General features: G+C 41.1%; 23 protein-coding genes. 20 read left to right on the top strand and 3 right to left on the bottom strand.

All coding sequences use genetic code 11. From position 1 onward, the window contains the following. Nucleotides 1-71 precede the first annotated feature (71 nt). The 17 genes from BM086_RS04375 (at nucleotide 72) to BM086_RS04295 (ending at nucleotide 15372) form a co-directional block, all read left to right on the top strand. Nucleotides 72-1250 carry a MalY/PatB family protein gene (locus tag BM086_RS04375; protein ID WP_092324019.1) on the top strand — a complete coding sequence of 393 codons (1179 nt, stop codon included), beginning with the start codon at nucleotides 72-74 and terminating at the stop codon, nucleotides 1248-1250. A 92-nt stretch (nucleotides 1251-1342) separates the two neighbouring features. Continuing rightward, nucleotides 1343-1510 carry a YezD family protein gene (locus BM086_RS04370; RefSeq protein ID WP_092324015.1) on the top strand — a complete coding sequence of 56 codons (168 nt, stop codon included), beginning with the start codon at nucleotides 1343-1345 and terminating at the stop codon, nucleotides 1508-1510. Nucleotides 1511-1528: 18 nt separating this feature from the next. Beyond that, nucleotides 1529-2401: a radical SAM protein gene (locus BM086_RS04365; RefSeq protein ID WP_092324012.1), complete on the top strand. Its 873-nt coding sequence runs from the start codon at nucleotides 1529-1531 to the stop codon at nucleotides 2399-2401. Between the two features lie 59 nt (nucleotides 2402-2460). Further along, nucleotides 2461-2841 (top strand): NifB/NifX family molybdenum-iron cluster-binding protein, encoded by a 381-nt coding sequence (locus tag BM086_RS04360; protein ID WP_092324009.1) that lies wholly within the window; start codon nucleotides 2461-2463, stop codon nucleotides 2839-2841. A gap of 54 nt (nucleotides 2842-2895) precedes the next feature. Beyond that, nucleotides 2896-4059 (top strand): trans-sulfuration enzyme family protein, encoded by a 1164-nt coding sequence (locus BM086_RS04355; RefSeq protein WP_092324460.1) that lies wholly within the window; start codon nucleotides 2896-2898, stop codon nucleotides 4057-4059. A gap of 245 nt (nucleotides 4060-4304) precedes the next feature. Further along, nucleotides 4305-4745 carry a pyridoxamine 5'-phosphate oxidase family protein gene (locus BM086_RS04350; protein WP_175560102.1) on the top strand — a complete coding sequence of 147 codons (441 nt, stop codon included), beginning with the start codon at nucleotides 4305-4307 and terminating at the stop codon, nucleotides 4743-4745. Nucleotides 4746-4786: 41 nt separating this feature from the next. Then, nucleotides 4787-6121 carry a nitrogenase component 1 gene (locus BM086_RS04345; RefSeq protein ID WP_092324004.1) on the top strand — a complete coding sequence of 445 codons (1335 nt, stop codon included), beginning with the start codon at nucleotides 4787-4789 and terminating at the stop codon, nucleotides 6119-6121. A 17-nt stretch (nucleotides 6122-6138) separates the two neighbouring features. Continuing rightward, complete coding sequence (locus BM086_RS04340) at nucleotides 6139-7680, top strand: nitrogenase component 1 (protein WP_092324001.1); 1542 nt, start codon at nucleotides 6139-6141, stop codon at nucleotides 7678-7680. 39 nt (nucleotides 7681-7719) lie between these two features. Beyond that, nucleotides 7720-8700: a cysteine synthase A gene (gene cysK, locus BM086_RS04335; RefSeq protein WP_092323999.1), complete on the top strand. Its 981-nt coding sequence runs from the start codon at nucleotides 7720-7722 to the stop codon at nucleotides 8698-8700. 18 nt (nucleotides 8701-8718) lie between these two features. After that, the gene (locus BM086_RS04330) at nucleotides 8719-9090 is read left to right on the top strand and encodes a NifB/NifX family molybdenum-iron cluster-binding protein (RefSeq protein WP_092323997.1); all 372 of its coding nucleotides are present in this window, start codon (nucleotides 8719-8721) and stop codon (nucleotides 9088-9090) included. Nucleotides 9091-9132: 42 nt separating this feature from the next. Continuing rightward, complete coding sequence (nifH, locus tag BM086_RS04325; protein ID WP_092323994.1) at nucleotides 9133-9990, top strand: nitrogenase iron protein; 858 nt, start codon at nucleotides 9133-9135, stop codon at nucleotides 9988-9990. 39 nt (nucleotides 9991-10029) lie between these two features. Next, entirely contained in the window at nucleotides 10030-10980 is a 951-nt protein-coding gene (locus BM086_RS04320; RefSeq protein WP_092323991.1) for an ABC transporter permease, read from the top strand. Continuing rightward, a complete protein-coding gene (locus tag BM086_RS04315) occupies nucleotides 10974-11780 on the top strand; it encodes an ABC transporter ATP-binding protein (protein ID WP_242952122.1) in 807 nt (268 codons plus the stop codon). Before BM086_RS04320 ends, BM086_RS04315 begins: the two co-directional genes overlap by 7 nt. A 26-nt stretch (nucleotides 11781-11806) precedes the next feature. Continuing rightward, nucleotides 11807-12967, top strand: coding sequence for an ABC transporter substrate-binding protein (locus BM086_RS04310; RefSeq protein ID WP_175560101.1), 1161 nt, complete (start codon nucleotides 11807-11809; stop codon nucleotides 12965-12967). A 91-nt stretch (nucleotides 12968-13058) separates the two neighbouring features. Next, nucleotides 13059-13523 (top strand): DUF4418 family protein, encoded by a 465-nt coding sequence (locus tag BM086_RS04305; protein ID WP_092323982.1) that lies wholly within the window; start codon nucleotides 13059-13061, stop codon nucleotides 13521-13523. Next, nucleotides 13474-14685 carry an ABC transporter permease gene (locus tag BM086_RS04300; RefSeq protein WP_092323980.1) on the top strand — a complete coding sequence of 404 codons (1212 nt, stop codon included), beginning with the start codon at nucleotides 13474-13476 and terminating at the stop codon, nucleotides 14683-14685. Before BM086_RS04305 ends, BM086_RS04300 begins: the two co-directional genes overlap by 50 nt. Continuing rightward, complete coding sequence (locus BM086_RS04295) at nucleotides 14686-15372, top strand: ABC transporter ATP-binding protein (protein ID WP_092323978.1); 687 nt, start codon at nucleotides 14686-14688, stop codon at nucleotides 15370-15372. A 23-nt stretch (nucleotides 15373-15395) separates the two neighbouring features. Here the strand turns inward: BM086_RS04295 and BM086_RS04290 are convergent, their stop codons facing one another. Continuing rightward, the gene (locus BM086_RS04290; protein WP_092323975.1) at nucleotides 15396-17411 is read right to left on the bottom strand and encodes a methyl-accepting chemotaxis protein; all 2016 of its coding nucleotides are present in this window, start codon (nucleotides 17409-17411) and stop codon (nucleotides 15396-15398) included. 308 nt (nucleotides 17412-17719) lie between these two features. Between BM086_RS04290 and tig the strand changes: the two genes are divergently transcribed. The 3 genes from tig (at nucleotide 17720) to clpX (ending at nucleotide 21361) form a co-directional block, all read left to right on the top strand. Continuing rightward, nucleotides 17720-19129, top strand: a complete 1410-nt coding sequence (gene tig, locus BM086_RS04285) for a trigger factor (RefSeq protein ID WP_092323972.1) — start codon at nucleotides 17720-17722, stop codon at nucleotides 19127-19129. A 339-nt stretch (nucleotides 19130-19468) separates the two neighbouring features. Then, nucleotides 19469-20074 carry an ATP-dependent Clp endopeptidase proteolytic subunit ClpP gene (gene clpP, locus BM086_RS04280; RefSeq protein WP_092323969.1) on the top strand — a complete coding sequence of 202 codons (606 nt, stop codon included), beginning with the start codon at nucleotides 19469-19471 and terminating at the stop codon, nucleotides 20072-20074. A gap of 15 nt (nucleotides 20075-20089) precedes the next feature. Further along, on the top strand, nucleotides 20090-21361 hold the full coding sequence (clpX, locus tag BM086_RS04275; RefSeq protein WP_092323966.1) for an ATP-dependent Clp protease ATP-binding subunit ClpX: 1272 nt from the start codon (nucleotides 20090-20092) through the stop codon (nucleotides 21359-21361). 66 nt (nucleotides 21362-21427) lie between these two features. On the opposite strand, the gene BM086_RS04270 is transcribed toward clpX, so the two are convergent. Together BM086_RS04270 and BM086_RS04265 are read right to left on the bottom strand one after the other, a co-directional pair. Further along, on the bottom strand, nucleotides 21428-22171 hold the full coding sequence (locus BM086_RS04270; protein ID WP_092323963.1) for a DUF4097 family beta strand repeat-containing protein: 744 nt from the start codon (nucleotides 22169-22171) through the stop codon (nucleotides 21428-21430). Then, nucleotides 22168-23184, bottom strand: coding sequence for a permease prefix domain 1-containing protein (locus BM086_RS04265; protein WP_092323960.1), 1017 nt, complete (start codon nucleotides 23182-23184; stop codon nucleotides 22168-22170). The genes BM086_RS04270 and BM086_RS04265 overlap by 4 nt, the downstream gene beginning before the upstream one ends. Nucleotides 23185-23195: the final 11 nt, after the last annotated feature.

Below are 23195 nucleotides of genomic sequence, written 5' to 3'. Positions count from 1 at the left end.
GAGCAAGCTGCATGCGAGTAAACAGTAAAATGGTTTTGATGTTTCATCGCATAAGGGAGGAGAGACAAGGTATGGGAAAGTATAATTTTGATGAAATAATAGACAGAAGGAATACTTCATGTTTGAAATATGACTTTGGAATTGCGCGTAAGGGAAGGGATGATCTTTTACCTTTGTGGGTGGCTGATATGGATTTTAGGCTGCCTGAGAGTATTATTGAAGGGCTTCAGCAGAGGGTTGCCCATGGTATTTTTGGCTACACTGATTCAAATGAAGATTACAAAAATGCAGTAAGGGGCTGGTATAAGAAAAGACATGGTTATGACATATCGGATGAGTGGCTTACTGTCGTTCCGGGAATGGTGTATTCAATCGCGCTTGCCATAAAAGCATTCACAGAGCCGGGGGATAGTGTTATTATCCAGCAGCCTGTCTATTATCCTTTCATGGAGACGATAAAAGAAAATGGCAGGAAGGTTGTTAACAGTCAACTTGTGTACGCAGATGGCCATTATGAAATTGACTTTGAGGATTTTGAGAAAAAAATTGTAGATGAAAAAGTAAAGCTCTTTTTACTGTGCAGTCCGCATAATCCTGTTGGAAAAGTGTGGAAAAAGGAAGAACTGACAAGGCTTGCAGAGATTTGCAAAAGGCATGATGTATATGTATTTGCAGATGAGATTCACTGCGATTTTGTGTACAGCGGATATAAGCATACTTCTTTCATGACTCTAGGTGAAGAATATCTTGATAAGTTGGTACTGGGAGTTGCGCCGACCAAGACTTTTAATATAGCAGGGCTTCAGATAACAAATATTGTTATAGCAAATGCCGAGGTGCGACTTGCATTCAAAAGAGAAAACAACAAAGCAGGTTATAGTCAGCCTAATGTCTTGGGATTGCATGCGGCATATCTGGCATATTCCAAGGGAGAAGAATGGCTTGATGAAGTAAGAGAGTATCTTCAGGGGAATCTTGATTTTGTAAGAAGCTTTCTTAAGGAAAAAATTCCTAAAGTACATTTGATCGAACCTCAGGGGACATATCTTGTATGGCTTGATTTTTCTGAGGTCTGTGATAATCACAAGGACTTGGAAAAGCTAATAGTGGATGGTGCAAAACTGTGGCTGGATCCGGGTATTATTTTTGGAAGGGAAACAGCTCTTTTTGAGCGAATCAACATTGCGAGCCCGAGGAAAATAATTGAACAGGCACTTGTTCAACTTTATGATGCGATAAATTCTCATTAAGGGTGACGATAAGTTTAACATAATTGCGAATGAGTGCTGACTCCGATAATATCAATACCAATAAATCTTTGGCAAGGGTAGGAGGAGACGACATGGCAAGGGCAATTAGTGATCATCCCAAACAAAAGGATGTTGATAAAATATGGGAAGCAATTAAAGAGCAGGTAAATGGTCTCAGATATGGGAGCGTTGTAATTACAGTGCACGATGGCAAAATATTGCAGATTGAGACCAGTTCAAAACTTAGATTTACAAATTGAAGACAGGGAGGATGTATTATGGCCAGAAGTTTTGAGGCACTTGAAAAAAATCATCCCTGTTTTGGAGGATGCAGATTCAATGCCGGGAGAATTCATCTTCCGGTAAGTCCCGGCTGCAACATATCATGCAAGTTCTGTGACAGGACAATCAATGATGTGGAGCAGCGTCCGGGAGTCACGTCAAAGGTAATATCACCTGATGAAGCTAATACTTTTATAGGAAGAGCGCTGGAGCTTGTGCCAAGTATCAAGGTTGCCGGAATAGCGGGACCCGGAGATACACTGGCGACAGATTATGCTTTTGAAACCTTCAGAAAGATAGGAAAAGAACATCCGGAGCTATTAAAATGTATGAGTACCAATGGGCTTTTGCTATACGAAAGAGCTGATGAACTGATAGAAACAGGAATCGATACGCTTACTGTCACAGTAAATGCTGTAGATCCTGAGATAGAAGCGCAGCTTAATGACTACATCATTTATCACGGGGAGAGGATAGAAGGTGTAGAAGGCGCAAAGATTCTAATAGAAAATCAGCTGAAGGGAATCAGAAAAGTTGCTGAGGCAGGAGTTACCATCAAAATAAATACGGTTCTTGTTCCGGGGGTAAATGATCATCACATAGAAACAATCGCGAAGACCGTAAAGGATGCGGGTGCTATTATTTACAATATCATTCCATTGATTCCACAACATAAATTAAACCACATATCAAAGCCTACCTGTGAGCAGATAGAAAAAGCCAGAGAGGATGCTGAAAGACATATCAAGGTATTCAGACATTGCGCACATTGCCGCGCTGATGCCGTTGGAGTTCCGGGACTTTCTGAATACAGCCAGCTTGTATATCAGAACAGATTAAATGTAAAAAATACATTCTCACATGGCTGATAGAAAGTTACTACTTTGGTATAAAAATGTGAATTGTTTACAGGAACGAGGAGGATGTTATGAAAAACGGAGCGTACAGGGTGGCAATAGCATCAACTGATAATCACCATGTTGACCAGCATTTTGGAAGGGCTGAGAGCTTTTTGATAGTTGATGTTGATAGTGATGGGAATTATGAGGAGATAGAGCAGAGATTTGTGATACCGGTTTGTGAAGGGGGATATCACAACGGGGAAAAGCTAAAAAAGGGCGCAGAGGGGCTTTTGGACTGCAACTTTGTTCTGGCTGCAAAAATAGGAAATGGAGCAAGGGCCGAACTTGAGGAGAGGGGTATTTTTGCTTTTGAGATACCCGGGAGAGTGGATGAAAGCTTGAAAAAACTAGATTCGTTAATTAAACTATTGGACGAGATGAACAGCAGTGCTCAAGTCTCAAAATAAGATGACCATGAGGATGAAAAAATGGATTGTAGCGGATGTAATAGATGTACAGAAATGAATTGTAGTATAGATACGAAGTGTCAGCAGCTTGACAGAAGTATGATGGATCAGTGGGGAGCTATAAGCTTTCCGATTTATCAGACAGCGACCTTTGCACACGTGGGACTTGGGCAGAGCACAGGGTATGACTATACACGAATGCAGAATCCTACAAGAAAGCAGCTGGAATCAATTGTGGGCTATCTGGAGAATGGCCTTGATGCCATAGCTTTTGCAAGTGGAATGGCTGCGATAGCAACAGTAATGGAGCTTTTAAAGCCGGGAGATCATTTTATTATTGACGAGGATCTTTACGGCGGGAGTATAAGACTTTTTAATGAGATTAGTAAAAAGAATGGTCTGACATATACTGCTATTAATATGAGCCGGGAAGATATTCGACCTTACATACAGGAGAATACAAAGGCGGTCTATCTGGAAACACCAACCAATCCGATGATGAATGTTACAGATATAAGGAAAATAGCTGATATAACCAAGGAGAAGGGAATTCTTCTGATCGTTGATAATACATTTCTTTCGCCATATTTCCAAAATCCGTTGGACCTTGGCGCTGATATAGTGGTTCATTCGGGAACAAAATTCCTGGGAGGACACCATGATACAATAGGTGGCTTTGTGGTAGTAAAGGACCAGGAGCTGGATGAGAGACTAAGATTTATTTACAAGACTACAGGCGCAGGATTAAGCCCTTTTGACAGCTGGCTGATACTAAGAGGAATAAGGACTTTGGCTGTAAGACTTGAAAGAGCCCAGGAAAATGCCCTTAAACTGGCTTATTATCTGAGGACTAATAAGCATGTAACAAGGGTTATCTATCCGGGACTCCCGGATCACCCAGGCCATGAGATCATGAAAAAGCAGGCCAGGGGATTTGGCGCAATGCTGACCTTTGAGGTTGATTCAGCAGAGTTTGCACATTCTATTCTTAACAATGTGCAGCTTATCTTTTTCGCAGAGAGCCTTGGAGGAACCGAGACTTTGATAACTTATCCTATAACTCAGACCCATGCGGATGTGCCCCAGGAGGTGCTTGAAAAGAATGGGGTAACAGACAGATTGCTTCGTCTTTCTGTGGGAATTGAGGGCATTGCTGACATTATCTGTGAGTTTAACAGGGTATTTGCCATTGCAGAAAAAGAAACGAGTAAAGACTGATAAGGATAAACCAATAATTATATCTGGCGATAAGTAATACTTGTTTTTAGAACAAGAGAGATTATGGTATTATTCACTACAAGTTAATAAAGCTGACTAGACAACTGGAGGCTTACGATTGTTTCACTTCATATAAGTGGGACGACTGTAAGTCTCTTTTTTCATACATTTTTTTACCCGAAAAGAATTCTATTTGCCACTGGCATAGAAGATATATCAAAAAAAGAAAAGAGGAGATGAAAGCTATGGCATTAACACAGGAACAGATTGAGGATTATTTAAAGAGTACAAAGAGAATTCTTCTTTCAACAGTGACAGAAGATAATAAGCCGGACATAAGGATTCTTGGTGCTATTGCAACAGATGGGGTGAAGACTTATTTTTCCACACAGGCAAATGCAAGAAAAGTTGCACAGATCGAAAAGAATGATAATGTTGCGATCTACTTTGAGGCACCGGGTCAGGAATTTCCTAATTACGTAAATGTGACAGTTTATGGTAAGGCTAAAAAGGTTGGCTGTGAAAAGGGAATTGAGAAGGCAGCAGCTCTTATTAAAGAAAATCTTCCGAAATTTGAGCTTACAGAGGAAAAGGCAATTTTTGTTGTAGAGCCTGAAGAGATCAAGATATTTAATTCATCAGCAGAACTTGCGCAGGATAAGGTTCAGATTGTTAAGTATAACTGATTTTGGGAACTGTTTGGGTAAAGAATACGGAGGATCAGAAAATGAGTGATTTTATAGAGCGCTCCAAGTTTTCTTGTGCGCTTGGTGGTGCGCTTTCTACGATAGCTGCTATTCCTAAGGCAGTTCCAATCGTACATGCATCCGGCGGATGTGCAGCAGCACTGTCCGGAACCTACAACTTATCTGCAGGATACCGCGGCGTTGGATACTGTGGCGGAAATATGATTCCAACATCAAATATATCTCAGAGCCATATCGTATTTGGTGGTGAGAGCAAGCTGGAGGGACAGATCGAAGCTACTTTGAAGTACCTTAAGGGGGATATCTACATAGTAGTTACAGGTTGTCAGACAGAGATGATCGGTGATGATGCTGTCGGAGTGGCAGAGAGATATCGCGATCAGAATGTAATAGGAGTTAACACACCGGGATTTCTTGGTACTACACTTCGAGGATATGATGCAGTGCTAAGCGCATTGGTCAAGAATTTTATAGAAAAGAAAGAAGAAAAGGACCCAAAGACAATCAATCTTCTGGGAATTGTTCCCGGACATGATGTCTTTTACAGAGGAAACATTTCTCATCTAAAAGAGCTTCTTGCAAAGATTGGCGTAAAAGCAAATACATTTTTTGCTGACGGGGAATCAGTAGAATCGATAAAGCAGTATGGAGATGCTTCTCTTACAGTTGTTCTGTCAGAGGCAGCAGGACAGATCACAGCCAAGACCTTTGAGAGTGTTCACAAGATACCATATGTAACAACTGAGCTTCCAATCGGTCCTAAGGCATCAGAAAGGTTCTTAAGACTCGTGGCAGAAAAGCTTGGAATAGACAGCGCACTTGTTGATGAAGTGGTAGCTGCAGAAACGAAGTATTTTTATTCTTATCTTGAAAGAATAGTGGATGTAGCGGCAGACCTCGACTTCCAGAGATATGTAGTTGCAATCACAGATAGCTATTATGCATATCCACTTGTGGATTTTGTATCAGAAGAACTTGGATGGATTCCGCACTTCGTTGCTATTAACGATCTTAAGGACAAGGATAAACAGGCTGCTTACACTAAGAAGTTTGAAAACCTGACATCAAAGACCAAGCCTGCTGTCATATATGAAGATAAATATGGACTTGTGAAAAAGAAGCTTCGTGCTAGCTGGCCATATAACAACAATCAGAAATACTACGATGCACTTGGTCCACTTTACATAATCGGAAGTGTTGTTGAACGTAATCTTGCAACAGACTACGGCGCAGGATTCCTTACAGTAGCCTTCCCTGTTAGCAACAGGGCAGTTCTTAATAAAGGCTATGCGGGATTTAGAGGCGCGCTTTCACTTGTTGAAGATTTGCTTACCAATCTGGTAGCTTCAAGATAGGAAGGTGGGAAAAGAAAATGCCGAAATTATTGAACGAGAATTTAAAATATAATTTTTTAGCTGCTGATGAACCACCTGTAAGAGATGAGCGTGTTGGTGGTTGTACAGCATATTGCGGTTCCTGTGCGGGGCTTAAGGGAGATTTCAAGAGCGGATGCGCTCAGGCACAGAACAGAAAATTCTCCCAGAGTGGTGGCTGTCAGCTGGGACTTGCACTTGGAATCATAAATTCACTTACAAGAGCAATAACAATAGTTCATTCACCACTTGGATGCTGCTCAGGTATGGCAGGAATGGCGGGAGTTCGAAGCACCAGCAGAGCGTCAAGAGGCCTTCTTATAGAGGAACAGCCCTTCATTCATACAAATATGGATGAGTTGGATGTTGTAAATGGTGGCGTAGAGAAATTAAAAAGAGCAATTCTTTATGCAGAGGAGGAGTATCATCCGGAGGTTATTGCCATCGTTAATGGTTGTGTTCCCGGAATCATCGGAGATGATATCGATGCAGTTGTAAGAGAACTTGAATCTCAGATTTCTGCAAGACTTGTACCAATCCACTGCGAAGGTTTCAAGAGCCGATTCGTATCGTCAGGTTATGATGCTGCAAACCATGGAATTCTTAAGTATCTGATACGTGATCCTAAGGAGTATCCACAGCTTACTGAAGAAGCTCAGATAAAATACGATTTTGCCAAGAAGTATCGTACCAGCAGAACCGTAAATATCTTCAACGTAGGCTCTAACAGTAACGGAGATGAAGTGGAACTTTCAAGACTTGTAAGCGCACTGGGACTTATTCCCAAGGTGGTGCCGCTAAATGCAACAGTTGATGAACTTGATCATCTTGGAGAAGCAGCTTTAAATGTCAGCATTTGCGCTACACACGATGACTACCTTCTTGGACACTTAAAAGAACGCTACGGAACAGAGTACCTTTTGGATGTGCTTCCTATCGGAATCAACTGCACAAACACCTGGATCAGAAAGATAGCTGCACATTTCCATCTTGAGGCTGAGGCAGAAAGACTCATAGAGCAGGAGACAACAGAACTTAAGGAAGCAATTGCTCCGTTTGTGGAAGTGCTTAAGGGCAAAAAAATCTTTGTAGGAGGCGGTGAGACACGTATCCTTACTACAGCAGATTTTTATAAGAGTATTGGTATGGAACTTGTGGGAATCAAGGCACATAACCTTGACAGATTTGTTGAAAATCTTCTTAACGATATTAAAGATCCAAATCTTACTGTTGAAGTTGCAGCAGGTCAGCCGGCAGAGGAACTTAATACTCTAAACAGACTTAAACCCGATATCTATATCGGACATGCAGGAGCTAATGGATGGGTTACAAAACTTGGCATACCGAATATTCCTTTGTTTGGAGCACCTATCAACTACATGGGCTATTCAGGAGCTTTCGAGCTTGCAAGGAGAGCAGCAAGAGCACTCAAGAATACTAATTTTTCCAAGAATATCGGTAAAAACGTGGGACATCCCCTTACTGATACCTGGATGAATCTTGATCCTAATGAAAATATCGTACAGGGCGACAGATTCTAAGGAAGTTTTCAAATAATTTAAAGAGAAAGGAATAGCGACATGGCGCTTAAAATAGTTGACAATTTGACACAGCTCATCGGAGAGACACCTCTTTTAAGACCCCGTAAGATTGAAAAGCTTGCGGGACTTTCCGAAGAGACAAAGCTTTTGCTTAAGCTTGAGTATTTTAATCCATTAAGCAGTGTAAAAGACAGAATAGCGCTTGCAATGGTTGAGGATGCCGAAAAACGCGGGCTGTTGAATGAGAAGTCAGTAATCATCGAACCTACAAGTGGAAATACAGGCGTTGGACTTGCTTTTGTGGCAGCGGCTAAAGGCTATAAGATCCTGATAACCATGCCGGAGAGCATGAGTGAAGAGAGAAGAACTCTTTTAAGAGCACTGGGAGCTGAACTGGTTCTTACTCCGGCGGCGCTTGGTATGAAGGGAGCAGTAAGAAAGGCAGAAGAACTTCAGGTTCAGACTCCGGGAGGCATTATTCTTCAGCAGTTCAACAATCCTGCTAACCCTGCAGCCCACCAGACAACTACAGGTGAAGAAATCTGGGAAGCAACAGAAGGAAAAGTAGACGTAGTAGTTGCAGGTGTTGGTACAGGTGGAACGATCACAGGTGTGGCTAAGTTCCTCAAGGAGAAAAATCCTGATATCCATATTGTGGCAGTTGAACCGTACGGTTCACCGGTTTTATCCGGCGGCGTTCCGGGACCACATGGTATTCAGGGTATAGGAGCGGGCTTTGTACCAAAGGTATTTGACTTTGATGTTATTGATGAAATATTCAAGGTAAAAGATGAACAGGCTTTTGATACCTCACGTACTCTTGCAAGAGAAGAAGGCTTACTTGTAGGTATTTCTTCAGGGGCAGCAGCTTATGCGGCAGCTCAGGTTGCCAAGAGAAGTAAATTCAAAGGAAAGACAGTTGTGGCGATTCTTCCTGATACCGGTGAGAGATATCTTTCTACAAAGCTTTGGAAAGAGCTTCCGGTGGAAAAGAGCAGATATTGGTACAGCGCGAAGTAACAACTGTTGGAGGCATATATGGCGACATATCGAATAGCAGTAGGCACTTTGGATGGAAAAGAAATAACAGAGCATTTTGGCCAGTCTAAAGGCTTTCGGATAATAGAAATAGATCAGGAGACTGATGAAGAGAAGCCTCTTGCTGATATTGAGGTGGTTCATTCAGATGGATGTGGTCAGGGGCACAATGAAGATATGCTAAGGACCAAGATACAGGCGCTACTTGACTGGAATGTCATCGCGATATTGGTAAAACAGATTGGCCCCGGTTCTGAGAGAATGGTCACCAAGAACGGGATTCAGGTGCTTGTAGCTGAAGGTGATGTGGAGACAGCCATGGTGAGGATAAAGAAATTTTTTAAGAGACATCATTTTCAGACCCAGGATTAAAACAATAAAAATAAGCGGGAACTTACAGAGGAGAATGAAGAAATGGCGGAAAAAGAGGTTAGACAGATTGCAATATATGGAAAGGGTGGAATAGGAAAGTCCACCACAACTCAGAACCTGACAGCAGGACTGACAGAGCTGGGGAAGAAAGTGTTTGTAGTAGGCTGTGATCCAAAAGCGGATTCAACAAGACTTTTGCTTGGAGGATTACATCAGAAGACGACTTTGGATACACTTCGTGAGAAAGGCGAGAATGTTGAGCTTGACGATATCATGAAGATTGGTTTTAACGGCACAAAGTGTGTTGAATCAGGTGGACCGGAGCCTGGTGTAGGATGTGCAGGAAGAGGCATCATAACTGCTGTAGGTCTTTTGGAGCAGCTGGGAGCTTTTACTGAGGAACTTGATTATGTATTTTATGATGTTCTTGGTGACGTTGTGTGCGGTGGTTTTGCAATGCCAATCCGTGAAGGCAAGGCTAAAGAAATCTATATCGTTGCCAGCGGTGAGATGATGTCATTGTATGCTGCCAACAATATTTCAAAGGGTATCCAGAAATATGCTCTTAAAGGCGGTGTTCGCCTTGGAGGAATCATCTGCAACAGCCGTCGTGTAGACAGAGAAGAAGACCTGCTTCGTGCTTTTGCAAAAGAACTTAATACACAGCTTATCTATTTTGTTCCAAGAGACAACATTGTACAGCACGCTGAGATTCGCAGAAAGACAGTTATTGAGTACAATCCCGAATCAGCACAGGCAGATGAATACAGAGGCCTGGCAAAAGCAATTGATGAGAACAAAATGTTTACGATCCCTACCCCAATGACACAGGAACGTCTGGAAGAAATCCTTGTAGAGTATGGTCTTATGGATGATCTTAAGGACGATTACAGAATCTGATATTGCAATGCATAATAAGGCGGGAAAGGAGGGATACTCATGAATTTTAAAGCTAAAACAGTACCGCCGATCATAGGGGTACTGATTGCACTTATAGTTAATATCATAGTTCCCAATAATAAAAAACTAAAATATGCGGATCTGCCCCATTACAGATACTTTCTGATAATAGCACTTGTGGTTACTGTTTTGCTGGCACTGGTATCCCTGTTTAATGAAAAATTAAGAGAAAGATATTCCTATCGCGGCTTTTTTATAGGTGGAGTATTTATTTTTCTGACATTACTTGATCTTGTGACATCTAAATTTCTTCTGCTTCCACAGCTGTATTTTCCCAGCATAGCAAGAATATTCAATGTCTTTTTTGAGGATAAAACTCTTTTGCTTGAGTGTATCAGGAGTTCATTTCTGCTACTGATAAAGGGCATAACGATAGGCTTTATTCTTGGTATGGCATGCGGAATAGCGGTTGGCTGGAGTAAAAATGCAAACTATTGGATTTACCCGCTTATCCGAATTCTGGGGCCTATCCCTTCGTCAACCTGGACACCGCTTGCACTTGTGGTATTCCCATCAGCGCAGGGGGCAGCAGTATTTCTTATAGCCTTTGGCGTATGGTTCCAGATAACTATCCTTACCTGCTCGGGAATCCAAAGTGTGAAAAAAGCTTATTTTGAGGTTTCATCAACGCTCGGAGCAAGCAATCTGCAGAATCTTTTCAAGATTGCAGTTCCTGCGGCAGCACCTTCAATTTTTCTTGGATTTTTCAATGCGACCTGTTCTTCCTTTGTAGCGCTTATGGCTGCTGAGATGATCGGCTGTAAATCAGGACTTGGCTGGTATGTAAACTGGCAAAAGACCATGCTCTCATATCCAAATGTTTATGCGGGACTTATCGTGGTTGCTATCTTCTGCTATATCCTGGTTACAATTCAGTTCAAGGTAAGAGACAGATTATTATCATGGCAGGAGGGCGTTGTGAAGTGGTAGAGACTAAACAGACCGGTGCTATATCGGCAAAAAACGTACGAAAAGAATTTATAGACCCAAATGGAGAAAGCGTTATTGCTCTTGAAAATGTAAATGTGGATATCAGGCCGGGTGAATTCATCTGCCTGATAGGCCCATCGGGCTGTGGGAAGTCTACATTCTTAAGGCTTGTAGCCGGACTTATTCAGCCGACACAGGGAGCTCTTTTCCTTGATGATGAGGAAATAAAAAAGCCCGGATATGAGAGAGGTCTGGTTTTCCAGGATCCCACGCTCTTTCCGTGGCTGAACATATATGAAAATGTGGCATTTGGACTAAAGACACGTGGAATCTATAAAGAAAAGAAGGAAGAGGTTTCAGAGTTCATTAAACTTGTTAAGCTTGAGGGCTTTGAAAAATCTCTTCCCCATCATTTATCAGGTGGTATGGCGCAGAGAGCAGGACTTGCCAGAGCACTTGTGAATCACCCCAAAGTACTTCTTTTGGATGAGCCGTTTGGTGCGCTTGATGCATTTACAAGAATGAATATGCAGGATGAACTTTTGCGCATCTGGAAGGAGAGAGGAACCACCATGATCATGGTGACACATGATGTGGATGAGGCAGTTTATCTAAGTGACAGAATTTTTGTCATGACTCCAAGGCCTGCAAAGATAGAGTCAATCGTTGATGTTGAGATTGGGCGAAACGAGACCTTAGGGCGAAAGCGAGACAGTGTTGACTTTTTGAATTTAAGATCAAAGATATTACAGATTCTTGATTACACAGGTAAGGCAGTGGAGATTGAGTACAACATTTAATGAGTATGGTTCGGAAGGAGGAAATTATGAAAAAAAGAATTGTGGCTGTGTTACTTACAGGTGTTTTGGCACTGAGCGCACTTACAGGCTGTGGAAGCAGTGATGAGCAGGGAAGCGCAAGTGAAGCGGTAAGTGAAGGAACCAGCGCCCTTGATGAAGCACTGGCAGCAGGAGAAGACTATGATCTTGAAGCTGAATTTGCCAAGGAATCAGGAGTTGGTGAGCCTATAAGGATAATCAGTACATTTGAAGGAACCTGTCAGGTTCAGACTCAGGTCGCATATCTTCTTGGCTTTTACGAGCAGGAAGGACTGGTTGAAGGCGTTGATTATGAATTTGTGGAAACAGGTGGAGAGACGGGAGCAGTTCTTTTATCAACAGATCAGGCTGATGTTGCTATCGGACTTATTTCCGGAATGTTGCAGCCCCTTGACAATGGACTTGAGGCTAAAGCTATATCCGGTCTTCATACAGGTTGTGTAACGATAGTTACAAAGGGAGATAGTGGTATTAATTCTGTTAAGAACCTTGTGGGAAAGAAAATCGGAGTAACAGCGCTTTCAAGTTCTCAGCACATTGCTGCGCTGCGCGCTCTTAATTATGAAGGATTTTCAGGTGATGATGTAGAGTTCATCGTTTATGATAAAGATTCCATCCAGCAGGCTCTTATGAATGGGGCGGTAGATGCTATAGGACTTGGAGATTATAAGGCTGCCATAATGGGAAGAGAGGAAGGAACAAAGATTATCTTTGATACTTCCACTGATGAGAGACTTAAGGATGAGAACTGCTGCGTGCTCTTTGCAAGTAATGTTTCAATTGAAAGAAAGCCGGCAACACTTGCAAAACTTGTAATTGCAATCCAAAAAGCATCTGTATGGATTTCCAATAATCCTGAGCTTTCTGCTCAGATTCAGGCGGCACAGGGGTATACAGTTGGTGATGTGAATGTCAATACAGATCTTCTTAAGACCTATGCATATCCGACTTCATTAACTTCTTTGAAAGAAGCGGTTTATCGTAATTTTGATGATGCCAAGGACATTGGCCTGTTAAAAGAAGATACTGACAAGGACGCACTTGCTGAGAGCAGTTATCTGTTTTTGCCAGGCGTGCCTGATGGACTTGATATCACAGAAATCGAAGCGCCTAAGGATCCACAGCAGTTTTTGACAGCAAAGGAATGATTTTGAATTGCGAGAACTACTTGTAACGAAGTAAATCGCATTAATATGGCAAATTAAAAGGACATCATAAGAATCACAAGGAGGAGACACAATGAAAAATCGTATTGCATCAGGGGTAATTTTTATCATTTTGGGGTTACTTATCGCTATTGGTCCACAGACAATCTTTGCGGTGTGCGGCCCAATGGAGAATGGAAAGTTTATGAAATGCCACTGGACAGCGCAGGCAGAGCTTGGCATAGGATTTGTGATAGCTTTTTTAGCTGTACTCATTCTTTTCTTTGCATCCAGCCAGATCCGTATTGGACTTCATTTTGGAATAATAGCAGCTCTTGTGGCTACAGTATTTATTCCAACTAAGCTTATCGGCGTATGCGGAGGTGAGCACATGCAGTGCAATGCCCTGACAAAGCCGGCACTCTTGGTACTTGGAGCAATTGGTATCGTATTTGGAATTGCTAATGTAGCATATCTTTTGACAGGTGTTAAAAAGGAGCAGATTTCTTATGCAAAACAGTCGCATGGGGATACCACAAATAGTTCTTTTGAATATTAAAAACAGCTTTGCCAGAGTTTTGGGGCTGGTTATTCTGATGGCACTTTTGTCAGCTGTTCTCTTTACGGGAGCGGTGCTTTCTCAAAGTCTTAATAACGGTCTTCGCAACATGAAGGACAGGCTTGGAGCAGATATTATGATAGTTCCTGTTGAAAATGAAGGGGACTTTGAAGCGGTTTTGCTAAAAGGAGAACCCAGCTGCTTTTATTTTGGGAAGTCGCTGGAGCAGAAAGTTGCAGGGATTGAAGGAGTGGAACTTAGTTCTTCGCAGTTTTTCCTTACATCGCTTGATGCGGAGTGCTGCGATGCCAGAGTGCAGCTTATTGGTTTTGACCCTTCTACTGACTTCTCTGTACAGCCTTGGATAAGCAAGGTTTATGACGGTGACCTGACAAAAGGAGCCGTCATTATTGGAAATGAAATAAATGTAGAATCCGGGGAAAATATAAAGCTTTTTGGTACTGAATATAAGGTTGCGGCAAAGCTTGATGCCACGGGAACAGGACTTGATCAGGCTGTATATGCCACAATGGATACTATAAACAGTATGTACCTTGATGCGATTGATAAGGGCCAGAGATTTCTTGAGGATGCAGACCCAGAAAATTCTATTTCAACAATACTTGTAAGGGCTGATGAAAACTATGACAGGAAAAAACTGATAAGAGCGATACGAAAGGAACTTGGCGGCGTAAAAATAATCGAGTCTCAGAATATGATAACCGGTACGGCAGCCAACATGAAGAGCATTGCTTCGTTCATGCTGATATTTGCTTCTTTGTTTCTGATAACTTCAGTGGTTACTCTTTTTCTTGTATTTTCTCTTATGGCGAATGAGAGGAAGAAAGAATTTGCAATTTTAAGAACTCTTGGAGCTACCAGAAAAAAACTGGCGGGAATCATATTATCGGAATCTGTAGTTATAAGTGCTGCAGGCGGAGTTATTGGAGCTGTTATCGCTATGCTGATAATCTTTCCGTTTAATGTTTACATAGGTGACAGGCTTGGAATGCCATATCTTTTGCCATCATTTTGGAAAATATTGTGGATTCTTTTTATTGATCTTTTGGTATCAACCTTGATAGGGCCTTTATCTGCTGCATTATCGGCAGTTAAGATAAGTAAAGCTGAAACCTATCTGACAATGAGGGAGGGAGAATAAATGCTTCTTAAGATAAATGGGCTGGAAAAGAAATTTACCCAGGGCAGCAGTGAAGTTATTGCTGTCAGGGATTTAAACCTTGAAGTAGCTAAGGGAGAATTCATTAGCATAATAGGACGCTCTGGGAGTGGAAAAAGTACTTTCCTTAACATGGTGGCAGGGCTTTTAGAACCTACGAGTGGTTCGATATATTTAAATGAAAGAGAAATAACAGGTCTTCCGGACAAGGAAGCTTCGTTTATAAGAAACTCGGATATCGGCTATATTATGCAGGGAAAGAGCCTGTTAAAGAATTTTACTGTTCTTCAGAATGTACTTTTACCATATTATCTTTTTAAGAGGTATGGCGAAATTGTAGAGCACGCAAGAAAGCTGCTTGACCTTGTGGGGATACTTCATTTGGAAAATGCTTATCCGTCAAGATTATCCGGCGGGGAATTAAGAAGGGTTGCTATCGCAAGGGCGCTTATAAATCAGCCCTCGCTCCTTCTTGCTGATGAACCGACAAGTGACCTTGATGGTGAAAATACAAAGGAGATAATGAAATTATTCAGAAGGATTGCAGATCAGGGTACTGCTGTTATCATGGTTACCCACGAACTTGATACGCTTAAGTATGGAGATGTAGTTTATAGAATGGATGAAGGTCTTTTGACAATAACAAAGCCCGCCACATTAGCTGTGTGACGGGCTTGTAATAATATATGTGATTATTTAAAGAATGACATATCGTTATTGAGCTTTTCTGCGATGTTCTTAAGATTGTCGGCAGAACCTGCAAGTGTAGTAACAGTTGCGGAAAGTTCCTGCATGGATGCGCCGGTTTCTTCTGAGGAAGCAGCATTCTCTTCTGAAATAGCGGAAAGTGCGCTCATGGTGTCTACAACCGCATTCTTGGAACTATCACAAGTGTCTGCACCTTCGGAAATGAGCTTAACGCCGCCGACTGTATTTCCAATATCTTCAAGCATACCGTTTACGGCTTCGAGCGTTTCACCAAGGGCAAGCTGCTGATCCATATTTCCCTGTTTTACATCAGCTGCGGCAGTAACTGCGGCCTTACTCTGATCAAGAAGAATAGCCATTTCTTTTCTGATATCATCAGCCATCTGCTTGGAATCATCGGCAAGTTTGCCAATCTCTTCAGCAACAACTGCAAATCCTTTTCCTGCTTCGCCGGCTCTAGCGGCCTCAATACTTGCATTAAGTGAAAGGAGGTTAGTCTGTGTGGCGATGGAGGTGATTCCTTCAACCTTTTCACTTATATTTGTAACGGCATTCTGAGTAGCAGAGATGGTTTCTGAAATGTCGTCAATCTTTGCGGTCATCTCAGTAGAAGAATTCTGAAGGGATGCAAGGGAGTTACTGGAAATTTCTGATGCTTCCTTCATCTTCTGAGCTATGGTTGAAAGATTTCCGGTTGAGTTCTGAACATCTGCAACAGCATCACCGATTTTGCCAACGTTCTCAGAAGCACTCTGAATCTCATCAGCCTGCTGCGTAGCTCCGGATGCGATTTCCTGTACGGCATTTGATACATCCTCTGCGGTCTGGGAAATCTGGTTAGCCATATCTGACAATTCTTCTGAGGAAAGGCTTACTGTTGTAGCGGATTCTTTAATGTTGGCAACAATGTTATCCAGCTTTGAAATAACTTCATTAGTGTTATTTACAATCTGACCAAATTCATCTTTTCTATCTGTATATCCGTCTATCTTGGAGAAACGACCGTCTGCTAAAAGAGCCAGTGAATCATTCACATCTTTAACAGGATCGGTGAATGAGAGCGCCATTCTAAAGGAAATAGCTGCTGCAATTACAAGCATGATTATTCCAATTACAATTACGATAAGGGCTGTTGCTCGTGAAGCTGCATTAACCTCATTAGTGCCTGTTGCGGAAACAATTATCCACTGTGACTCTTCGTTCTTTTTATAGTTCATGTATGCACGATAACCTTTTCCGGTATCTGTTTCATAATTGCCCTGACTTAAGCCTGATGTCATAAACTGAGAAGAACTTCTTGATTCTTCATTGTCCGGTGTTATCTCATACTGAGCATGAGCTGCGATAAGTCCTGTTTTGTCAACAATAAATGCGTCGTCGCTGTCTCTTGCAAGTATCTTGTGGAAGTCATCAAGGGTGTAGTTTCTCTGAACAATACCGATGACTGAACCATCACTTCCACGGATAGGCGCGGAGAATGTAACCTGACGAAGTCCGGTTGCAGCTGATGTGATAACGTCAGAAATATCAGTTTTACCTGCCATGGAGTTCTTAAAATAATCTCTTTTTGATACATCAACCAGTTTTCCCGAAGTTCTAAGAACCTGCATTCCATCAGGACCTGTGAGAACTGTAAGGGAATCGTCTGCCAGCATATTGTCGACTGACTCAAGGTATTTTAATTCTTCATCGATGTATGTTTGATTCTCGCGGTTTTCCATGTATCTTACTGTTGATGGGGCAAGAGCTACAGCCTGAATGGTGTTCAGGTTATTATCAATAACCTTTTGCCATTCGGATTCAAGGTAGCTAGTCTCCCATGTCATGGCAGTGATGGCATCTTCTTTAGCTTTATGTGTAGATGTAAAGTAACTTGTTGCTGTCGAAACGATAAGTGGAATGGCAGTGACAAGCAGCATAACAACGATCAGTTTGGTCTTTATGCTGTCTTTTGCTTTGATTGTTGACGCGGATTTCGTTTTGGAATCTTTTTCGCTCATAGTTGTCCTCCTAAAATCACGGATTTATTGGTTATGACGGTAATTAAATTGTATCATATATGCTTGGAAATAGACGTAATACCGAATATTAAATTATTATGAAAAGATAATTGCATTATTTTGCACGTATGAGAAGTGTGAAAACGCAGAATTATTCGAAAAAAAATGTGGATTATTGTATGTTGATATGGTATAATGGCAATCGACTGTGCCTAAAACGGGCTAATTGCATACATTTCTTTATGAAAAGTATGAGAAAAATAAGCTAAGGCTTTGATAAATAATGTTTAGGAGGAAACAAGATTAACATGAGCGTAACAGTTGAAAAGCTTGAGAAGAGCATGGCTAAGCTTAAAATCACAGTATCAGCAGAAGAGCTTGAGAAGGCTATTCAGAATGCTTATCAGAAGAACAAGGGCAAGATCCAGATTCCTGGATTCCGTAAGGGTAAGGCTCCTCGTAAGATGATCGAGCAGATGTATGGTAAGGGAGTATTCTTTGAAGATGCAGCTAATGAGCTGATCGATAACGAATATCCTAAGGCTGTTGAAGAGTGCGGAGAAGAAGTTGTATCTTCACCTAAGATTGAAGTTGAGCAGATTGAAGCTGGTAAGGATTTCATCTTTACTGCAGAAGTTGCTCTTAAGCCACCGGTTAAGCTTGGCAAATATAAGGGAGTAGAAGTTCCTAAGATGGACATCGAAGTAACAGATGAAGATGTTGATGCTGAGATTGACAAGCAGAGAAACACAAATGCAAGAACTGTAGAAGTTACAGACAGAGCAGTTGCAAATGGTGACATCGTAACTCTTGACTTCGAAGGTTTTGTTGACGGAGTTGCATTCGAAGGTGGTAAGGGAACAGATTATCCTCTTACAATCGGCTCAGGCGCATTCATTCCTGGATTCGAAGAGCAGCTTGTTGGATTTGAAATTGGCAAGGAAGGCGAAGTTAATGTAACTTTCCCTGAAGAATATCAGGCAGAAGATCTTGCTGGCAAGGCAGCTACATTTAAGTGCACTGTTAAGGCTATCAAGGCTAAAGAGCTTCCTGAACTTAACGATGAGTTTGCTAGCGATGTATCTGATTTTGATACACTTGCAGAGTACAAGGAAGATGTTAAGAAGAAGCTTACAGAGAGAAAGACAAACGAAGAGAAGGCTAAGAGAGAAGATCTCGTAGTTAAGGCTGTTATCGAAGATGCTGAGATGGAACTTCCTGAGGCTATGGTTGAAACTCAGCAGAGACAGATCGTAAATGAGTTTGCTCAGAGACTTCAGATGCAGGGTATGAACATTGATCAGTATCTTCAGTACACAGGTAACACTGTAGACAAGATGCTTGAGCAGGTTAAGCCACAGGCTATCGAGAGAATTCAGGCAAGACTTGTTCTTGAGGCTGTTGCTAAGGAAGAGAACATCACAGTTAGCGATGAAGACTTCGAAGAAGAGCTCAAGAAGATGGCTGAGCAGTACAAGATGGAGCTTGATAAGCTTAAGAGCCTTATGGGCGAAGCTGAGCTTAAGACAATGCGCAGCGACCTTGCTGTTCAGAAGGCAGCTGATTTCCTTGTAGAGAACGTTAAGGAAAGCGCTAAGAAGGCAGCTAAGAAGACAACTGCTAAGAAGACAACAAAGAAGGCAGCTGACGAAGAAGCTGAGACAGAAGAGAAGCCAAAGAGAACAACAAGAAAGAAGAAGACTGAGGAAGAAGCTTAATTCTTTTTAATGCAAAGAATTTTTGGTAAAACTTTTTTAGATTTCTTTAAGGGAATTGTGGATTATTTATTCACAGTTCCCTTTTTTCTTGCATAAGAAAATAATGCTTTCTTTTTATAAAACGTTCTCCGGTGTGTGTATGGAAAATAAAAAAATTATAAAATGCATTGTATAAAATCTAAATCTAAGGTATGATTTTGGGATGAGTGTAAAATGCTTTAAAAAAAAGCTAAACAGAAGTATAATAAAATAGTATGGGATTATTTAGAGATAAGAACTGCTGTTTTGAGAGACCGTTTCAAATAGCAGTTTATATAAAATCCAGAAAGGAAGTTTAGAATGAGTTTAATACCTTATGTCATTGAACAGACAAGCCGTGGAGAGAGATCTTATGATATTTACTCCAGACTGTTAAAGGAAAGAATAGTATTTCTTGGTGAAGAGGTTAACGCAGCTTCTGCCAGCACTGTTGTAGCACAGTTGTTGTTCCTTGAAGCTGAGGATCCTAATAAGGATATTCATATGTATATTAACAGCCCTGGAGGAGAGATTTCTTCCGGAATGGCTATTTACGACACTATGCACTATATCAAGTGTGATGTCAGCACTATCTGCATCGGTATGGCAGCAAGTATGGGAGCATTCCTTCTTGCTGGCGGTGCAAAGGGCAAGAGAATGGCTCTTCCTAATGCAGAAGTTATGATACATCAGCCACTTGGCGGAACACAGGGTCAGGCTACTGAGATTGAGATTGCTGCTAAGCATATCCTTAAGACTAAAGAGAAGATGAACAGAATGCTTGCTGAGAACTGCGGCAAGACATATGAACAGGTTGCAGCTGATACAGAGAGAGATAACTGGCTCTCAGCTCAGGAAGCACTTGATTATGGACTTATTGATTCTATCATCGAGAATCGTCCTTCAGAAAAAGAAGATAAGAAGTAATTAAAAGGAGTAAAAATGGCAGGAAAGAATTCCGGAGAGATCAGGTGCTCTTTTTGTAATAAGACACAGGATCAGGTAAAAAAGTTAATAGCAGGACCTGCAGGGGTATATATCTGCGATGAATGTGTTGATATCTGCGCAGATATTATCGAGGAAGAGTTTGAAGATGAGGATGAGGTTTCTGCTCAGACTCAGCAGATCAATCTTCTTAAGCCGGTTGAGATCAGGAATTTCCTTGATGAGTATGTAATCGGACAGGATGAAGCCAAGAAGGTTTTGGCAGTTTCTGTTTATAATCATTACAAGAGAGTGCTTGCTCCTAAGAATGATGATAAAAATGATGTTGAACTTCAAAAGAGCAACATTATCATGATCGGACCAACAGGTTCAGGTAAGACATATCTTGCGCAGACACTTGCCAAGATCATCAATGTTCCATTTGCTATTGCAGATGCAACAACACTTACTGAGGCTGGTTACGTTGGTGAAGATGTTGAGAACATTCTTCTTAAACTTATCCAGAACGCTGATTATGATATAGAGAGAGCTCAGTACGGTATAGTTTATATTGATGAAATTGATAAGATTACCAAGAAGAGCGAGAATGTGTCTATCACAAGAGATGTTTCAGGTGAGGGTGTACAGCAGGCGCTTCTTAAGATTGTGGAAGGCACTATAGCAAGTGTTCCACCTCAGGGCGGAAGAAAGCATCCACATCAGGAACTTATTCAGATTGATACAAGCAATATTCTCTTCATTTGCGGTGGCGCATTTGATGGTCTTGATAAGATTGTTGAGGCAAGACTTGATCGCAATTCTATCGGATTTAACGCTGAGATTGCAGATAAGTCTGAGAGAGAGATCGGTGAGGTCCTCAAAGAGGTAACACCTCAGGATTTGGTAAAGTTTGGACTTATTCCTGAATTTGTTGGACGTGTGCCGATTACAGTAACTTTGGAAGGATTGTCCAAAGAAGCACTTATGAGAATACTTACAGAGCCCAAGAATGCCCTTGTTAAGCAGTATCAGAAGCTCTTTGATTTTGATGATGTAAAGCTTACATTCGAGGAAGAGGCTGTTCATAAGATTGCTCAGATGGCATATGAGAGAGAGACTGGTGCCCGTGGACTTCGTTCTATTATGGAGAAGACCATGATGGATGTAATGTATGAGATTCCATCTGATGACACCATCAGTGAGTGTGTTATAACTGATGCTTCTGTAGAGGGAACAAGTCAGCCGCTTATAGTTCATCACGATTCCAAAAAGTTGAAACAGGCTAAGTGATTAGTGTGAAATAAAATGCCCTGCGACAGTTAACTGTTGCAGGGCATTTTTTACATATTTACATATTTACTTTGTATAGAGATTTACATTTCCAAGAGAGCAGTCAATTTTGATAGTTCCCTCAGTACCTTTGCTTTCGTATTCTGAAGCAACGCTCTTTCCATCAATCTGGTTCTTGCCAAGGTCTGTGTTTATCTCAATAGAATAGTCAGATACTTTTTTTATGGTTTCAAGGTCAACATTTCCCAGGTCAGCATCTATATCCATGACATCAAATGTAGCTTTTTTGATTTCAACATTACCGAGGTCAGCGTTTATCTGAGTGCTATTTGAAGTTAATTCGTCAATCTCAATGTTGCCAAGATCAGCTTCTATTTCGATATCTTTTGCAGATAAAGAGTCGGCTTTTATATTGCCAAGGTCAAGAGCAATGTCTATATCTTCAAATGAAGTGCCCTGAGGAACTTTGATAGTAAGTTTTGCTTTCCCTTTTAAATCTTTTATTTTTTTGATTTTTGTATTTTTTGTATCCTGCTTGATCTGAAGTGTGTTATCACTGTTTGAGAAGTTAAATTCAGGAGCAAGCTTTTCAAGTCCTTCATAACAAACTTCGATTTTATCTGAGCTTGTGTCTGTAAATGTCAGATCAAAAAGATTTGCGCTTACTACAATTTTTTTGACACCGGAGTAGCTTTCACTTTTATTAATTGAATTACCGCTTCCTCCAAAATCAATTACATGTATAAAAAGACCGATTACTATTGCAGCAATAGTTATGATCACCAAGAGTGTCATAGGTGTATTTTTCATTTGATTTCCTCCTTTGAATGATTCTTTGTGATGAATCCTCTAAGAAATGATGCTATTGGGAAAATGATCCATGTTTTGTACCAGTCAAAGGTTAAAAAGCTCCAGATAAGATATATGCATGTAACTGCCTGCCAATAATTTTTTGAAATGTAACCTTTGGTGTTGTTTTTGTATCTTTTTACAGCTTTCTTTGTGCTCTCATAGTTGCCGGAAATGGTTTTTTCACTATTTAAGTTTAATAGACAATCATAGGCTTTGTCTTTTCCACCGGCGTTAATTATGAGCATTACACCAAAAGCAGCTATTATGAAAAGAAGAGAAGGGCCAATTGCGTCTGTCAATAACTGGCTGATATTGAGAATTCCGAAAAAAGTTACAGGAATAATGCTGGCGATGCAGAGAATGATTCCAATTGCTACCATGATTGACTTTTCGGATTCGTTGTTTTTCTTCTCCTGTGCAAGATATTCAGCTGTTGAATAGTCGATACCGCAAGCAGTTCTTTTGATGTAGTCCCATTCCTTCATCTGAAGTGAAGAAACTATTATGATTCCGACACCGATGGCTGCTGCAAAGAACATGAATATAACGCCGATTGCTTCTAAGAGATTTCCAAAGGTGTTAAAAAGTGTCATATTGGCATTGAATTCACTGCCAAGGATTGGCCCTACAGGGCTTATGATAAAGAAAAATACTGCAAGCGCAACCATGAAAGTTCTGTGTGCTGAATCAAAAACAAAATCCTTGGCTTCCTGAAGAGAAATCATTCTGATATCAGGAGTTTCATAGTTTTCGATTACGTTCTTAATTCCTATAGCATCTGCAATCTCATCAAGATTTCCAAACTCTGAGATGATTGTCCCCACAGCTTCATTCTCAGTTTTGCCTTCAGAGATGAGTTCGTTGTATTTATCCTCCATCATTGTCCATAATTCCTGTTTCGCATTGTTTACTTCCAAGGAATTTGGCAGATTAGCAAACATTGTTTCAAGATAATTTCTTAGTGTTTCCATAACATTGTTCT

This window comes from Butyrivibrio sp. YAB3001 (assembly GCF_900112195.1).
Lineage (GTDB): Bacteria > Bacillota > Clostridia > Lachnospirales > Lachnospiraceae > Butyrivibrio.
This window is presented reverse-complemented; position numbering and strand designations above follow the sequence as displayed.

Excerpts from the sequence above, each read along its gene's own strand:
- BM086_RS04375 (WP_092324019.1), top strand. The coding sequence starts at position 72 with ATGGGAAAGTATAATTTTGATGAAATAATAGACAGAAGGAATACTTCA.
- BM086_RS04370 (WP_092324015.1), top strand. The coding sequence starts at position 1,343 with ATGGCAAGGGCAATTAGTGATCATCCCAAACAAAAGGATGTTGATAAA.
- BM086_RS04365 (WP_092324012.1), top strand. The coding sequence starts at position 1,529 with ATGGCCAGAAGTTTTGAGGCACTTGAAAAAAATCATCCCTGTTTTGGA.
- BM086_RS04360 (WP_092324009.1), top strand. The coding sequence starts at position 2,461 with ATGAAAAACGGAGCGTACAGGGTGGCAATAGCATCAACTGATAATCAC.
- BM086_RS04355 (WP_092324460.1), top strand. The coding sequence starts at position 2,896 with ATGAATTGTAGTATAGATACGAAGTGTCAGCAGCTTGACAGAAGTATG.
- BM086_RS04350 (WP_175560102.1), top strand. The coding sequence starts at position 4,305 with ATGGCATTAACACAGGAACAGATTGAGGATTATTTAAAGAGTACAAAG.
- BM086_RS04345 (WP_092324004.1), top strand. The coding sequence starts at position 4,787 with ATGAGTGATTTTATAGAGCGCTCCAAGTTTTCTTGTGCGCTTGGTGGT.
- BM086_RS04340 (WP_092324001.1), top strand. The coding sequence starts at position 6,139 with ATGCCGAAATTATTGAACGAGAATTTAAAATATAATTTTTTAGCTGCT.
- cysK (WP_092323999.1), top strand. The coding sequence starts at position 7,720 with ATGGCGCTTAAAATAGTTGACAATTTGACACAGCTCATCGGAGAGACA.
- BM086_RS04330 (WP_092323997.1), top strand. The coding sequence starts at position 8,719 with ATGGCGACATATCGAATAGCAGTAGGCACTTTGGATGGAAAAGAAATA.
- nifH (WP_092323994.1), top strand. The coding sequence starts at position 9,133 with ATGGCGGAAAAAGAGGTTAGACAGATTGCAATATATGGAAAGGGTGGA.
- BM086_RS04320 (WP_092323991.1), top strand. The coding sequence starts at position 10,030 with ATGAATTTTAAAGCTAAAACAGTACCGCCGATCATAGGGGTACTGATT.
- BM086_RS04310 (WP_175560101.1), top strand. The coding sequence starts at position 11,807 with ATGAAAAAAAGAATTGTGGCTGTGTTACTTACAGGTGTTTTGGCACTG.
- BM086_RS04305 (WP_092323982.1), top strand. The coding sequence starts at position 13,059 with ATGAAAAATCGTATTGCATCAGGGGTAATTTTTATCATTTTGGGGTTA.
- BM086_RS04300 (WP_092323980.1), top strand. The coding sequence starts at position 13,474 with ATGCAAAACAGTCGCATGGGGATACCACAAATAGTTCTTTTGAATATT.
- BM086_RS04295 (WP_092323978.1), top strand. The coding sequence starts at position 14,686 with ATGCTTCTTAAGATAAATGGGCTGGAAAAGAAATTTACCCAGGGCAGC.
- BM086_RS04290 (WP_092323975.1), bottom strand. The coding sequence starts at position 17,411 with ATGAGCGAAAAAGATTCCAAAACGAAATCCGCGTCAACAATCAAAGCA.
- tig (WP_092323972.1), top strand. The coding sequence starts at position 17,720 with ATGAGCGTAACAGTTGAAAAGCTTGAGAAGAGCATGGCTAAGCTTAAA.
- clpP (WP_092323969.1), top strand. The coding sequence starts at position 19,469 with ATGAGTTTAATACCTTATGTCATTGAACAGACAAGCCGTGGAGAGAGA.
- clpX (WP_092323966.1), top strand. The coding sequence starts at position 20,090 with ATGGCAGGAAAGAATTCCGGAGAGATCAGGTGCTCTTTTTGTAATAAG.
- BM086_RS04270 (WP_092323963.1), bottom strand. The coding sequence starts at position 22,171 with ATGAAAAATACACCTATGACACTCTTGGTGATCATAACTATTGCTGCA.
- BM086_RS04265 (WP_092323960.1), bottom strand. The coding sequence starts at position 23,184 with ATGGAAACACTAAGAAATTATCTTGAAACAATGTTTGCTAATCTGCCA.